General features: G+C 62.3%; 14 protein-coding genes. 7 read left to right on the plus strand and 7 right to left on the minus strand.

What is annotated here, in order from left to right:
* Window positions 1-134 precede the first annotated feature (134 nt).
* Window positions 135-1,187, minus strand: coding sequence for a vanillin reductase (gene calA, locus J5M58_RS12465; RefSeq protein WP_207878255.1), 1,053 nt, complete (start codon window positions 1,185-1,187; stop codon window positions 135-137).
* A 180-nt stretch (window positions 1,188-1,367) separates the two neighbouring features.
* Between calA and J5M58_RS12470 the strand changes: the two genes are divergently transcribed.
* Window positions 1,368-2,273 carry an AraC family transcriptional regulator gene (locus J5M58_RS12470; protein WP_112252763.1) on the plus strand — a complete coding sequence of 302 codons (906 nt, stop codon included), beginning with the start codon at window positions 1,368-1,370 and terminating at the stop codon, window positions 2,271-2,273.
* Window positions 2,274-2,292: 19 nt separating this feature from the next.
* On the opposite strand, the gene thpR is transcribed toward J5M58_RS12470, so the two are convergent.
* Window positions 2,293-2,838, minus strand: a complete 546-nt coding sequence (gene thpR, locus J5M58_RS12475) for an RNA 2',3'-cyclic phosphodiesterase (protein WP_207878258.1) — start codon at window positions 2,836-2,838, stop codon at window positions 2,293-2,295.
* A gap of 119 nt (window positions 2,839-2,957) precedes the next feature.
* Between thpR and J5M58_RS12480 the strand changes: the two genes are divergently transcribed.
* From J5M58_RS12480 to J5M58_RS12505, 6 genes are all read left to right on the plus strand, one after another.
* Window positions 2,958-3,755, plus strand: coding sequence for a hypothetical protein (locus J5M58_RS12480; RefSeq protein ID WP_112252765.1), 798 nt, complete (start codon window positions 2,958-2,960; stop codon window positions 3,753-3,755).
* A 148-nt stretch (window positions 3,756-3,903) separates the two neighbouring features.
* The gene (gene lpxO, locus J5M58_RS12485) at window positions 3,904-4,803 is read left to right on the plus strand and encodes a lipid A hydroxylase LpxO (RefSeq protein WP_207878260.1); all 900 of its coding nucleotides are present in this window, start codon (window positions 3,904-3,906) and stop codon (window positions 4,801-4,803) included.
* A gap of 119 nt (window positions 4,804-4,922) precedes the next feature.
* Window positions 4,923-5,267, plus strand: coding sequence for a carboxymuconolactone decarboxylase family protein (locus tag J5M58_RS12490; protein ID WP_013973174.1), 345 nt, complete (start codon window positions 4,923-4,925; stop codon window positions 5,265-5,267).
* 78 nt (window positions 5,268-5,345) lie between these two features.
* Window positions 5,346-5,915 (plus strand): GNAT family N-acetyltransferase, encoded by a 570-nt coding sequence (locus tag J5M58_RS12495; RefSeq protein ID WP_112252766.1) that lies wholly within the window; start codon window positions 5,346-5,348, stop codon window positions 5,913-5,915.
* A gap of 79 nt (window positions 5,916-5,994) precedes the next feature.
* Entirely contained in the window at window positions 5,995-7,206 is a 1,212-nt protein-coding gene (gene sstT / locus J5M58_RS12500; RefSeq protein ID WP_207878262.1) for a serine/threonine transporter SstT, read from the plus strand.
* A gap of 110 nt (window positions 7,207-7,316) precedes the next feature.
* Entirely contained in the window at window positions 7,317-7,964 is a 648-nt protein-coding gene (locus J5M58_RS12505) for a YceH family protein (RefSeq protein ID WP_112252768.1), read from the plus strand.
* Between the two features lie 4 nt (window positions 7,965-7,968).
* On the opposite strand, the gene J5M58_RS12510 is transcribed toward J5M58_RS12505, so the two are convergent.
* The 5 genes from J5M58_RS12510 to galU form a co-directional block, all read right to left on the minus strand.
* On the minus strand, window positions 7,969-8,157 hold the full coding sequence (locus J5M58_RS12510; protein WP_013973178.1) for a hypothetical protein: 189 nt from the start codon (window positions 8,155-8,157) through the stop codon (window positions 7,969-7,971).
* Between the two features lie 168 nt (window positions 8,158-8,325).
* Window positions 8,326-9,888, minus strand: coding sequence for an alkyl hydroperoxide reductase subunit F (gene ahpF, locus J5M58_RS12515; protein WP_112252769.1), 1,563 nt, complete (start codon window positions 9,886-9,888; stop codon window positions 8,326-8,328).
* Window positions 9,889-10,012: 124 nt separating this feature from the next.
* Window positions 10,013-10,576 (minus strand): alkyl hydroperoxide reductase subunit C, encoded by a 564-nt coding sequence (gene ahpC, locus J5M58_RS12520; protein ID WP_004375926.1) that lies wholly within the window; start codon window positions 10,574-10,576, stop codon window positions 10,013-10,015.
* Window positions 10,577-10,889: 313 nt separating this feature from the next.
* A complete protein-coding gene (gene gorA / locus J5M58_RS12525; RefSeq protein WP_112252771.1) occupies window positions 10,890-12,245 on the minus strand; it encodes a glutathione-disulfide reductase in 1,356 nt (451 codons plus the stop codon).
* Between the two features lie 97 nt (window positions 12,246-12,342).
* Entirely contained in the window at window positions 12,343-13,182 is an 840-nt protein-coding gene (galU, locus tag J5M58_RS12530) for a UTP--glucose-1-phosphate uridylyltransferase GalU (RefSeq protein WP_085590936.1), read from the minus strand.
* Window positions 13,183-13,371 lie beyond the last annotated feature (189 nt).

Genomic DNA, 13,371 nt, shown 5'->3' on the forward strand with positions numbered 1-13,371 from the left:
CCCGCTCCCACAGGTATCGTGCAGGTTTCAGGGTCTGTGTTGAACCCTCCCACAGGGACTGCACAGACCTTGGCGTCTGTGATGTTCCCTGTGGGAGCGGGTTCACCCGCGAAGAGGCCGGTACAGGCAACCAATCAGCCCTGCAAAGTGGCCATGTCGATGACGAACCGGTACTTCACATCCCCGGCAATCATTCGCTCGAAAGCCTGGTTGATATTGCGGATATCCAGCAACTCGATATCACAACGAATCGCGTGCTCGGCACAGAAATCCAGCACTTCCTGTGTCTCGGCAATACCACCGATCAACGACCCCGCCAGCACCCGGCGCTTCATCACCAGATTGGCCGCATGCAGTGCCGGGTCGATCGGCTCGATCAGGCCGACCAGGATGTGCACACCATCGAATTTCAGGGTTTCCAGGTACGGATTGAGGTCGTGCTGCACCGGGATGGTGTCGAGCAGGAAGTCGAAATGGCCCGCTGCGGCGCGCATCTGCTCGGCATCGGTGGACACGATCACATGGTCGGCGCCCTGGCGGCGGGCTTCCTCGGCCTTGGCCTGGGAGCGGGTAAACAAGGTCACTTCGGCGCCCAGGGCCTTGGCCAACTTGATAGCCATGTGGCCAAGGCCGCCCATGCCGAGGATGCCGAGCTTGTGGCCAGGGCCGACACCGTGGTGCTTGAGTGGCGAATAGGTAGTGATGCCGGCACAGAGGATTGGCGCGGCGCTGGGCAGGTCCATGCCGGCCGGGATGCGCAGCACGAAGTGCTCGCTGACCACGATGCTGCTGGAGTAACCGCCCATGGTGTTGCTACCGTCGACCCGGTCCGGGGTGGCGTAGGTCATGGTCGGCCCTTCCAGGCAGTATTGCTCCAGGTCCTTGGCACAGGCTTCGCAGTGGCGGCACGAGTCGACCATGCAACCAACGCCAACCAGGTCGCCGACCTTGTGCGCGGTCACTTTGTCGCCCACTGCGGTGACGCGGCCGATGATTTCGTGGCCAGGCATCAGCGGGTACACGGCAATGCCCCATTCGTTGCGCGCCTGGTGAATGTCAGAGTGGCACACGCCGCAGTACAGGATATCGATGGCGACGTCGTCAGGGCGCGGGCTGCGACGTTCGAAGGTCATGGGAGCCAGAGGGCTGGTGGGGGTCTGGGCGGCGTAACCGATGGCGGTATACATGCAGGGCCTCGCTATGAAGTGAAACGATTCAGGCGGCGCATTCTGCGCGCCATGCGCCGCCTCGCCCACGGCTGATTCTCCGGCATGCATGCCTTATTCTCCGAAGATGCCATGCAGCACCTGGCACCGAGTGCTCATTCTGCGATGATTAGGCTGTCTGATCCTCTGCCCAGGTCCATCATGCAGCTGACCCGCCACGTCGACGCCAATGCGCCGCTTTGCACACTTATCCGCAGACTCGCCACACATCCGGGTTTCGTGCCCACGCACCTGCCCCAGGTGCAGGTGCTGAGCTGGGACCACTATGTGGCCAGTAGCCCACAGATCTACGAACCCAGCCTGATGATCCTGGCCCAGGGCAGCAAGCTGGCGCGCCTGGGACCGCGTACCCTGGAGTACGGCGCCGGGCATTACCTGGTTCAGGCATTATCGGTGCCGTTCATGTGCGAAACCTTCGCCACCCCCGAAGCACCGTTGCTGGGCGTGGCAGTGGACATCGACCGCGGCGTGCTGGGCGAACTGGTGCAAAGCATGGCCCTGGCGCCCGACACCGCGGTGCAGGCGCAAACCCCGCAGTCGATGACCTCGGCGGCACTCGATGCGCCGATGCGCGAAAGCGTGGAGCGGCTGCTGTTCTGCTTGCAGGACCCAGTAGACGCCAGGGTGCTTGGCCCGGCGCGGGTACGCGAGGTGCTGTACACCGCCTTGCGCGGTCCACAGGCGGGCGTTTTGCGGGCCTTGGTGGAGCAGCAAGGGCACTTCGCCCGTATCGGCGCCGCCCTAGCGCACCTGCGCGAGCACTACACCGAGCCGCTGAGCGTCGAAGCGCTGGCCGCGCGCGCCAACATGAGTGTTTCGACCTTTCACGAGCACTTCAAGCGCTGCACCGACATGGCACCGATGCAGTACCTCAAGCGCCTGCGGCTGCTGAAGGCGCAGCAGATGCTGATCGGCGAAGGCCTGGGGGTGGCGCAGACCGCGCACCGGGTGGGGTACCAGAGCACCTCGCAGTTCAGCCGCGAGTACAAGCGCCAGTTCGACCGCAGCCCGGGGGATGAATTGCCGTACCAGAGCCTGCCAGTGTAATCGCCTGCCCTGGCCTGAATCAGCTCGCAAGCGGCCATTGCGCCAATGGCCAGTAAGCGCCCTTGCGCGACTCGTACAGTGTGAAATGGCGGGCGGCGAGGTAGAAATCCGGCGCGCTGCTGGCTTCTGGCGGCTGGCCGCGGTAATCCCTGGCCAGCGTCAGGTGCGGGCGATACTCGCGGTCGGCCGCTTCCACCCCCAACGGCAGCAGCGCCTGCTGCAAGCTGTACACCAGCTGCAACAGGGCCGGTGGGGTCTGCTGCGCCTCCAGCACCAGGGCGCTGGCCCGCTGCCACACCTGCAGGCGGTCCAGCAACAGCCGTGGTGCCGTGGCCGGTAGCGCCAGCTGGTCGACCGCCGCGCAAATCGCAGGCACATGGGCGGTGTCCACATCGCCGAGAAATAGCAGTGTTACATGGAAGTTGGCGGCCGACACTGGCTTGCCGCTGCGCAGGCTCAGGCCACGTCGCCACTGGGCCAGGGCGCGACGCTGGGCCTCGCAGACCGGCAAGGCGAAGAACAGGCGCTTGAATGGTTTTTCGATACGTCCGCAGACCGGTGTCATCGTCGGCTCCTCAGAATGAGCGTAGCTCGCATTGATGCAAACTAGCAGTTCTACCAGTTTCACCGGCGAGGACCCAACCCATACGCTGGGGTCTCCATTCAATCACCCCAGGTACGGTCATGAAACAGCACCATCACATCCAAAACACTCAGCCCGCCATGCAAGCAAAACTGAAGTGGAGCCAGCGTGAGCGCGAGTTCACGGCAGATGTGGTAGATACCGATGTCAGCGCTGGCAACCGCTCGTTTTTCGCCATTCATTACACGGAAGGATCAGATACCGCTTATAGCTTTGTAGTCCTGAACATCCCGGAACGCTATCTGGTGGCGGGCGCATCCCTCAAGATCGGCGCAGGCGAAAAAGCCGAGATCAACGCCTATTTCGGTTCGACTTCGATTGGTCGCTCAGGCTGGGCGACCGGGGGCGCAATCGATATTACCGAGATGGATGAGACTTCCAAGGCATTTGCCGCAACGTTCCACTACACCATTGAACACACCATGGGCCGGGTAGAGATCGTGAATGGCTCGATGTCCTTGTCACTGGCCGACGATGCAAGGATCAACGGCACCGGCCGGGTCACCGCCAACCTCACCCCCGCTATTTTCCCTTCGCTGGGCAATCTTGATACGCAATCCATCAGATCCATGGTGCTTTCAGACGGGCGCATCCAACTCACTGCAACACAGCAAGTGGACAACGCGAGCCAAGGCATCATGATGCTGTTCAGTGAGCAACATGCACGCCTGTTCTTCTCGATTAACGGTCTTTACGAAGACCTGACCGGTGGCCACCTACAGTATGAATGGAACGTGGAGAACAGGACCCTGACCGCCGACTTTACTGATTATGTAGTCAGTTACCAAGGCAGGGACCATCGCATCACGGATGGCCGCATCGAGGTCACTCTGGACTGATGCATCGCCATGCAGACCTTGGTACAGCGGTGACGCTTGTACCAAGGTCTGCCATCGTTGGGTAACATTCTCCTACAAAGCATCGGCTCGATTGTTTATGCTGGCGGGCTTAGCCATCACGCATGGCCATTACTTGACGTATCCGCCCATGAAAATCGCCTTAGTCCTCATCTTCGTCCTCTCGATCGCCTATGTTCACCTGCGCGGTCGCGTTCGCCACAAGCTGACCCGTCAGTTGGGCGACCACTCCAGCTTCCTGGCCCCGGTCAACAGCTTCCTGTACCTGTTTTCCAGGCACCCGGCCAAGCCATACCTGCCGGTAGAGGCCTTCCCCGAACTGCAGACGCTGCAGGACCACTGGCAGGAGATCCGCGAGGAAGCCCAACAGCTGCTGCATGTAGGCGAAATCAAGAAATCCGACAATTACGATGATGTCGGTTTCAACTCATTCTTCAAGACCGGCTGGAAGCGCTTCTACCTGAAGTGGTACGGCGAAAGCCACCCGTCGGCGATGACCCTGTGCCCACGCACCACCGAGTTGCTCAAAGGCATCGGTACGGTCAAGGCCGCCATGTTCGCCACCCTGCCGCCAGGCGCCAAGCTGGTGCGCCACCGTGACCCGTATGCCGGCTCGTACCGCTACCACCTGGGCCTGGACACGCCGAACGACGACGGTTGCTACATCGACGTGGACGGTGAGAAGTATTCCTGGCGCGATGGCGAGGGCGTGGTGTTCGACGAGACCTACATCCATTACGCGGCCAATACCACCGAGCACAACCGCATCATTCTGTTCTGCGACGTGGAACGCCCGCTCAAGTACCGCTGGGCAACCGCATTCAACCGCTGGTTCAGCCGCAACGTCATGGCCGCTGCCGCCGCACCCAACGATGCCGGCGACAAGACCGGTGGCATCAACCGGCTGTTCACCCGCATCTACAAGATCCGCGAACGTGGCAAGGCGCTGAAGAAGCGCAACCGCACGCGCTACTACCTGGAGAAGTGGGCGTTCGTCGCGGCCTTGGTGCTGATATTCATCTACATCTGATCGGTGTGGGAGCGCGCAGCCCAAGAGCCTGCGCGCAACCAACCAAAGTACAAGTCTCACACTTCCCACTCTTCGACTAGCCTGAAAGCTCCACTCGCAACCTCCCCAAGGTGAAGACGATGAGCATGATGGACTGGGACGCCTACCGTAAGCAGTTGATGGCCGGCATCGGCGATCTCAAGCAGCTTTCTCCTGACACCGTGGCCGGCTACATGACCGCCAGCGGCGCAGGGGCCAAGACCAACCACCTGGACGCCAAGACCCGCGAGCTGATCTCCCTTGCCGTGGCCGTGACCACACGCTGCGATGGCTGCATCGCCGTGCATTCGCAGCAAGCCGTCAAGCATGGCGCCAGCCGCGAGGAAATCGCCGAGGCCCTCGGCGTGGCCGTGGCGATGAACGCCGGCGCCGCGCTGGTCTACTCGGCACGTGCCATGGATGCGGTGGGCAAGGCCAACGGCTGAACGCAATTGGCGGCGCCGCCCTTGCGCGACGGCGCCGCGCCACCCAGACTGGGCGGCCCAGCCCTTGCAGGAACCCGCATGATCCACATCCGCCCAATGACGCCGGAAGATTTCGAACGCTTCTGGCCCACCTTCCAGGCCGTCGTACAGGCCCGTGAAACCTACGCTTTCGACCCGGCGCTCAGCTTCGATCAGGCCCGCCAGCTGTGGCTGGAACTACCCATGCGCACATTCGTGGCCGAGGAAGACGGCCAGATGCTGGGTTCGTATTACCTCAAGGCCAATGCCGCCGGGCCCGGTGGGCACGTGGGCAACTGCGGCTACATGGTCTGTGAACCGGCACGCGGCCGCGGCGTTGCGCGGTTGATGTGCGAACACTCACAGAAACAGGCACGCCAGGAAGGTTTCCTGGCCCTGCAGTTCAACTCGGTGGTAGCCACCAATGAGGTGGCAGTGGCGCTGTGGCACAAGCTGGGCTTCGATACCGTTGGCCGCTTGCCCAAAGCCTACCGCCATGCCCGCCTGGGGTTGGTGGACTGCCTGGTTATGTACAAGTGGCTGGCGGACGAGCCGGTAGTGGAGAAGCCGCCACTGCTGATCGGGCGCAAGAACATCGAGGCACGGGTGTCGCGGCGGCGCGGGCGCTGACTTCTTCAGGCCGCCCCTGCTCGACGAAGGTCTATGGTAAAGTCGCGCCCTTTTTGAACATGCCGGGATATCGCTGCACATGACCCCCATCCTCCGCTTCCTCAACCGCACCAGCCTGGTGACGCAAATCGTCATCGGCCTGATCGCCGGCATCGCCCTGGCCCTGCTTGCGCCCGCCATCGCCCGCGACATGGCCTTCCTCGGGAAAGTGTTCGTCAGCGCCCTGAAGGCGGTGGCACCCGTGCTGGTGTTCATCCTGGTAATGGCCTCGATCGCCAACCACCGTCACGGCCAGGAAACCCATATTCGCCCGATCCTCTGGCTGTACCTGCTGGGTACCTTCAGCGCAGCAGTGGTCGCCGTGGTCGCCAGCATGCTGTTCCCGTCGAGCCTGGTGCTGAGCACCGGCGACGCTACGCTGAGCGCGCCAGGCGGTATCACCGAGGTGCTGCAGAACTTGCTGCTGAGTGCGGTCGACAACCCGATCAACGCCCTGCTCAACGCCAATTTCATCGGTGTACTGACCTGGGCCATCGGCCTGGGCGTGGCCCTGCGCCATGCCGGCGAAACCACCCGCACCGTGGTCGAGGACCTGTCCAACGGCGTGACCCTGATCGTGCGCGTGGTCATCCGCTTCGCCCCGCTGGGCATCTTTGGCCTGGTCAGCGCCACGCTGGCCCAGTCGGGCCTGGACGCCCTGCTCGGCTACCTGCACCTGCTGGCGGTGCTGATCGGCTGCATGCTGTTCGTGGCACTGGTGATGAACCCGCTGATCGTGTATTGGAAAATCCGCCGCAACCCCTACCCGCTGACCCTGCTGTGCCTGCGCGAAAGCGGTATCACTGCGTTCTTCACGCGCAGCTCGGCGGCCAACATTCCGGTCAACCTGGCCCTGTCGGAGCGCCTTGGCCTGCATGAGGACACCTATTCGGTATCGATCCCGCTGGGTGCGACCATCAACATGGCCGGTGCCGCCATCACCATTACCGTGCTGACCCTGGCGGCGGTACATACCCTGGGTATTCCGGTGGACCTGCCGACTGCCGTGCTGCTCAGCGTGGTGGCGGCCGTCTGTGCCTGCGGCGCCTCGGGTGTGGCCGGTGGCTCGCTGCTGCTGATTCCGCTGGCGTGCAGCCTGTTTGGTATCCCTAGCGAAATTGCCATGCAGGTGGTGGCGGTTGGTTTCATCATCGGCGTGCTGCAGGATTCGGCCGAGACGGCCCTGAATTCTTCGACCGATGTACTGTTTACCGCGGCGGCGTGCCAGGCCGAAGAGCAGCGTAGCGCTTGAGATTGCCGGGGCCCTGTGGGAGCGGGTTCACCCGCTCCCACAGGTGTCAATTGCCTAACGCGACGGCATTACCTACCCTAGTGGCCTTTCCCCAGCAATGAGACAGGGCCATGTCAGAACACGAAACCGCAGGCGAAGGCCGCTTCAACAGCATCGAGATCCGTATTCTCGGCTCGCTGATCGAGAAGCAGGCCACCAGCCCGGAAAGCTACCCGCTGACCCTCAACGCCCTGGTCCTGGCCTGCAACCAGAAGACCAGTCGCGAGCCGGTGATGAACCTCACCCAAGGCCAGGTCGGCCAGGCCCTGCGCGCCCTCGAAGGGCAAGACATGACTCGCCTGCAGATGGGCAGCCGCGCCGACCGCTGGGAACACCGGGTGGACAAGACGCTGGAACTGGTGCCGGCGCAACTGGTGCTGATGGGCCTGATGTTCCTGCGCGGGCCGCAAACCCTCAACGAACTGCTGACCCGCAGCAACCGCCTGCACGAGTTCGACGACACCGAGCAGATCCAGCACCAGCTGGAGCGCCTGATCTCGCGTGGCCTGGCGTTGCACCTGCCACGCCAGGCCGGCCAGCGCGAAGACCGTTACACCCATGCCTTGGGCGACCCGGCGGAAATCGAGGCCATCCTGGCCGCACGGCAGCAGGAAGGTGGGGCACGCAGCAGCGGCGCCAATGTGTCGGAAGAACGCATCGAAGCCCTCGAAGCCCGCATCGCGGCGCTGGAGGCACGCCTGGCCGAACTGGAAGGCTGAGCCGTCACGGCTCGGGGTCGGGGAAGTTGCGGCAGCTCTTGCGCTCGGCCAGCTCCCGGTCACTGGGGCGCTGGTCGACGAACACGGTGCGGCCGTCGGCGTAGATTTCCAGGTAGCCCCAGTGCAGGTCCTGCTCCTGCTGCCCGGGCTTTGGGGGGACTAGCCACCAGGGTTCGCGGCTGATCAGGGTCATGGGTGTGGTTCCTGAGAGGTCTATCGTAATCATAGACACCCTCAGGCTCTGCTTTGCTTGTGCCGGCCCTTTCGCGGCTAAAGCCGCTCCCACAGGGATCTGCACAATTTTCAGAATCTGCGCAGTACCTGTGGGAGCGGCTTTAGCCGCGAAGGGGCCGGTACAGGCTTACGCCGGTGCCGAAGTGCGGATCAGGTGGTCAAAGGCCGCCAGCGATGCCTTGGCGCCCTCACCCACCGCAATCACGATCTGCTTGTACGGCACAGTCGTCACATCACCCGCCGCAAACACACCGGGGATGCTGGTCTGGCCCTTGGCATCGACGATGATCTCGCCACGCGGCGACAGCTCGACGGTGCCTTTCAGCCAGTCGGTGTTCGGCAGCAGGCCGATCTGTACGAAGATGCCTTCCAACGCCACTTCATGCTGCTGGTCGGTGGTGCGGTCCTTGTAACGCAGGCCGGTCACCTTTTCGCCATTGCCCAGCACTTCGGTGGTCAGCGCACTGGTGATTACCTTCACGTTCGGCAGGCTGTGCAACTTGCGCTGCAATACCGCATCGGCACGCAGCTGGCTGTCGAACTCGATCAGCGTCACCTGGGCGACGATACCAGCCAGGTCGATGGCCGCTTCCACACCCGAGTTGCCACCACCGATCACCGCCACGCGCTTGCCCTTGAACAGCGGGCCGTCGCAGTGCGGGCAGTAGGCCACGCCACGGGCGCGGTATTCCTGCTCGCCCGGCACGTTCATTTCCCGCCAGCGGGCACCGGTGGCCAGGATCACGGTCTTGGCCTTGAGCGAGGCGCCGCCGGCCAGGCGTACTTCATGCAGGCCGCCATCGGTGGCCGGGATCAGCGCCTCACCGCGCTGCAGGTTCATGATGTCCACGTCGTACTGCTTGACGTGTTCTTCCAGCGCCGTGGCCAGCTTCGGCCCTTCGGTTTCCTGTACCGAGATGAAGTTCTCGATGGCCAGTGTATCGAGCACCTGGCCGCCGAAACGCTCGGCCGCAATACCGGTGCGGATGCCTTTACGCGCGGCATAGATGGCTGCCGAAGCGCCGGCTGGACCACCACCGACCACCAGCACGTCGAAGGCGTCCTTGGCGTTGATCTTCTCGGCCTGGCGAGCACCGGCGTTGGTGTCGATCTTGCCGAGTATTTCTTCCAGGCCCATGCGGCCCTGGCCGAACACTTCACCGTTCAGGTAGATGCTTGGCACCGCCATGATCTTGCGCGATTCCACTTCCGCCTGGAACAGCGCGCCGTCGATGGCCACGTGACGCACGTTGGGGTTGAGCACCGCCATCAGGTTCAGCGCCTGGACCACATCCGGGCAGTTCTGGCATGACAGCGAGAAGTAGGTTTCGAAGGTGAATTCACCTTCCAGCGCCTGGATCTGCTCGATCACTTCGGCACTGGCCTTGGACGGGTGGCCACCGACTTGCAGCAGTGCCAGCACCAGCGAAGTGAATTCGTGGCCCATGGGGATGCCGGCGAAGCGCAGGCTTATGTCGGCTCCCGGGCGGTTCAGCGAGAACGATGGACGACGGGCGTCGGTACCGTCCGCGCTGAAGGTAATGAGGCTCGACAGGCTGGCAATTTCCACCAGCAGGTCGTGCAATTCGCGGGACTTCGCGCCGTCGTCGAGGGAAGCAACGATCTCGATCGGCTGGGTGACCCGCTCCAGGTAGGTTTTCAGTTGCGATTTAAGCGTGGCGTCCAACATACGGGCGATTCCTTTTTCAAAACTCGGATACAAAAACGCCCAGGCGAGGTCGCCCGGGCGTTTGACGGGGCGGCAAGTACTTCAGCTTTGGCGGCTGCTTACCGCCCGCGACTGGCACATGGACTCAGATCTTGCCGACCAGGTCCAGCGATGGCGCCAGGGTGGCTTCGCCTTCTTTCCACTTGGCCGGGCAAACTTCGCCTGGGTGAGCGGCAACATACTGGGCAGCTTTAACCTTGCGCAGCAGTTCGGCAGCATCGCGGCCTACACCACCGTCGTTCAGTTCGACGATCTTGATCTGGCCTTCCGGGTTGATCACGAAGGTACCGCGATCGGCCAGGCCGGCTTCTTCGATCAGCACGTCGAAGTTGCGCGAGATGACGTGGGTCGGGTCACCGATCAGTGGGTACTGGATCTTGCCGATGGTGTCCGAAGTGTCGTGCCAGGCTTTGTGGGTGAAGTGGGTGTCGGTGGACACGCCATAGATTTCCACGCCCAGCTTCTGGAACTCGGCGTAGTTGTCGGCAAGGTCACCCAGCTCGGTCGGGCAGACGAAGGTGAAGTCGGCCGGGTAGAAGAACACGACAGACCACTTGCCTTTCAGGTCGGCTTCGCTGACCTGGACGAACTCGCCCTTGTGGTAGGCGGTGGCGTTGAACGGTTTGACCTGGCTGTTGATGATAGGCATGAGAGACGCTCCTTCATGGGGTTGGAATCAGTTGATGGAGAGAATCCTAACCGCTGGTCCCGATAAAGGCTCATTGGCAAAGCTCATGCTTATGATTGGTTTTGGCTATAACCGAGGTTTATTAATAGAAGGGAATGGGCTGAGCAAAGGATTGCGGGGGTGCGTGCTCGTGCAGGACCAGCTTTTTGTGGGAGCGGCCTTGTGTCGCGAAAGGGCCGCGAAGCGGCCCCAGCAATCTGTGCATCATCGCCGTGATCTTGGGGCCGCTTCGCGGCCCTTTCGCGACATAAGGCCGCTCCCACAGGGACCGTGCTCAGCGGGTGGCTGTGCGCATGGTCACGAACTCTTCGGCTGCTGTCGGGTGCACGCCAATGGTTTCGTCGAACTGCTGCTTGGTCGCACCGGCCTTCAGGGCAATGCCCAGGCCCTGAATGATCTCGCCGGCGTCAGGGCCAACCATGTGGCAGCCCAGTACCTTGTCGGTCTCGGCATCGACCACCAGCTTCATCAGAGTCTTTTCCTGAATATCGGTCAGCGTCAGTTTCATCGCACGGAAGCGGCTCTCGAATACCTGCACCTTGTGCCCGGCCTCCAGTGCCTGCTCCTCGGTCAGGCCCACGGTGCCAATGGGCGGCTGGCTGAACACTGCGGTCGGGATGTTCTGATAGTCCACCGGCCGGTATTGCTCGGGCTTGAACAGGCGCCGGGCCACGGCCATGCCCTCGGCCAAAGCCACCGGAGTCAGTTGCACGCGGCCAATCACATCGCCAATGGCCAGGATCGACGGCGCGGTGGTCTGGTACTGCTGGTCAACACGAATGTAACCACGGGCGTCCAGCTCGACGCCGGTGTTTTCCAGGCCCAGGTTGTCCAGCATCGGGCGCCGGCCGGTGGCATAGAACACGCAATCGGTGACCAACTCGCGGCCATCCCCGAGGGTGGCCTTGAGGCTACCGTCCTCGAGCTTGTCGATGCGCTGGATGTCGGCGTTGAACTGCAGGTCGAGGCCGCGCTTTTCCAGTTCTTCCTTCAAGTGCGTGCGCACCGAACCGTCGAAGCCACGCAGGAACAGGTCGCCACGGTACAGCAGCGTGGTAGCGGCCCCCAGGCCCTGGAAGATGCCAGCGAACTCGACAGCGATGTAGCCACCGCCCACCACCAGCACCCGGCGTGGCAGGTCCTTGAGGTAGAAGGCTTCGTTGGAGGTGATGGCCAGTTCCTTGCCCGGAATGTCCGGCACCTGTGGCCAGCCACCGGTGGCGATGAGGATGTGCTCGGCAGTGTAGCGCTGGCCTTCCACTTCCACTTCATTGGCACCGGTCAGGCGCGCATGCCCCTGCAGCAGGGTGACCCCGCTGTTGAGTAGCAGGTTGCGGTAGATGCCGTTGAGGCGCTCGATTTCCCGGTTTTTGTTGGCAATCAGGGTGCCCCAGTCGAAATGCCCTTCTTCAAGTGTCCAGCCGAAGCCTGCGGCCTGCTCCAGTTCGTCAGCGACGTGTGCGCCGTACACCAGCAGCTTTTTCGGCACGCAGCCGACGTTGACGCAGGTACCGCCCAGGTAGCGGCTCTCGGCCACTGCCACCTTTGCGCCGAAGCCGGCGGCAAACCGCGCCGCGCGCACACCGCCGGACCCGGCACCAATCACGAACAGATCAAAATCGTAGGCCATGTATTCACTCTCCTAGGCAGGCGCCCAGCATAACGCCGTTGGCCGCCGCAAACAAAAAAGCCACCCCGAAGGGTGGCTTTCAGACCAGCAGGGCTTATCAGTAAGCCTTGCCAGTCTTGTAGTAGTTCTCGAAGCAGAAGTTGGTCGCGTCGATGTAGCCTTCCGCGCCACCACAGTCGAAACGCTTGCCCTTGAACTTGTAGGCAATCACGCAGCCGTTCTGCGCCTGTTGCATCAGGGCGTCGGTGATCTGGATCTCGCCACCTTTGCCCGGCTCGGTGTTGGCGATGATGTCGAAGATATCCGGGGTCAGGATGTAGCGACCGATGATCGCCAGGTTCGACGGGGCATCTTCCGGCTTCGGCTTCTCGACCATGTTGGTGACGCGGAAAATGTCGTCACGGATCATGTCGCCGGCGATCACACCGTACTTGTTGGTTTCCTGCGGATCGACTTCCTGGATGGCGACGATCGAGCAACGGAACTGGTTGTACAGCTTGACCATCTGGGTCAGTACGCCGTCACCTTCCGGGTTCACGCACAGGTCGTCCGCCAGCACCACGGCGAACGGCTCGTCACCGATCAGCGGGCGGCCGGTCAGGATGGCGTGGCCCAGGCCTTTCATTTCGGTCTGGCGGGTGTAGGAGAACGAGCATTCGTCGAGCAGGCGACGGATACCAACCAGGTATTTTTCCTTGTCGGTGCCCTTGATCTGGTTTTCCAGCTCGTAGCTGATGTCGAAGTGGTCTTCCAGAGCACGCTTGCCGCGCCCGGTGACGATGGAGATCTCGCTCAGACCGGCATCCAGTGCCTCCTCGACGCCATACTGGATCAGTGGCTTGTTGACCACCGGCAGCATTTCCTTGGGCATGGCTTTGGTAGCGGGCAGGAAGCGGGTGCCGTAACCGGCTGCCGGGAACAAGCATTTCTTGATCATATACGTCCTTACAAAAGGCTAGGCCTGTGGAATTCGGCGCAGTCTAATCAGGCGGCAGTCACCTTACAATGCCCTACCTGTGGCCGATCGATGGGAAGATAGAGATAACCCAGTGTAGATAGTTCCGATGGATCGTAAATATTGCTGTCATCAATGACCGTTGGATGACAGCAGATCGGGGTTGCCTTT

It is taken from the genome of Pseudomonas sp. 32_A, assembly GCF_017490905.1.
Classification (GTDB): Bacteria; Pseudomonadota; Gammaproteobacteria; order Pseudomonadales; family Pseudomonadaceae; genus Aquipseudomonas; species Aquipseudomonas inefficax.

Coding starts and splice junctions, on each gene's coding strand:
- J5M58_RS12480 (WP_112252765.1), top strand. CDS start 2,958: ATGAAACAGCACCATCACATCCAAAACACTCAGCCCGCCATGCAAGCA.
- thpR (WP_207878258.1), bottom strand. CDS start 2,838: ATGACACCGGTCTGCGGACGTATCGAAAAACCATTCAAGCGCCTGTTC.
- J5M58_RS12505 (WP_112252768.1), top strand. CDS start 7,317: ATGTCAGAACACGAAACCGCAGGCGAAGGCCGCTTCAACAGCATCGAG.
- ahpF (WP_112252769.1), bottom strand. CDS start 9,888: ATGTTGGACGCCACGCTTAAATCGCAACTGAAAACCTACCTGGAGCGG.
- lpxO (WP_207878260.1), top strand. CDS start 3,904: ATGAAAATCGCCTTAGTCCTCATCTTCGTCCTCTCGATCGCCTATGTT.
- ahpC (WP_004375926.1), bottom strand. CDS start 10,576: ATGCCTATCATCAACAGCCAGGTCAAACCGTTCAACGCCACCGCCTAC.
- gorA (WP_112252771.1), bottom strand. CDS start 12,245: ATGGCCTACGATTTTGATCTGTTCGTGATTGGTGCCGGGTCCGGCGGT.
- sstT (WP_207878262.1), top strand. CDS start 5,995: ATGACCCCCATCCTCCGCTTCCTCAACCGCACCAGCCTGGTGACGCAA.
- J5M58_RS12470 (WP_112252763.1), top strand. CDS start 1,368: ATGCAGCTGACCCGCCACGTCGACGCCAATGCGCCGCTTTGCACACTT.
- galU (WP_085590936.1), bottom strand. CDS start 13,182: ATGATCAAGAAATGCTTGTTCCCGGCAGCCGGTTACGGCACCCGCTTC.
- J5M58_RS12490 (WP_013973174.1), top strand. CDS start 4,923: ATGAGCATGATGGACTGGGACGCCTACCGTAAGCAGTTGATGGCCGGC.
- calA (WP_207878255.1), bottom strand. CDS start 1,187: ATGTATACCGCCATCGGTTACGCCGCCCAGACCCCCACCAGCCCTCTG.
- J5M58_RS12495 (WP_112252766.1), top strand. CDS start 5,346: ATGATCCACATCCGCCCAATGACGCCGGAAGATTTCGAACGCTTCTGG.
- J5M58_RS12510 (WP_013973178.1), bottom strand. CDS start 8,157: ATGACCCTGATCAGCCGCGAACCCTGGTGGCTAGTCCCCCCAAAGCCC.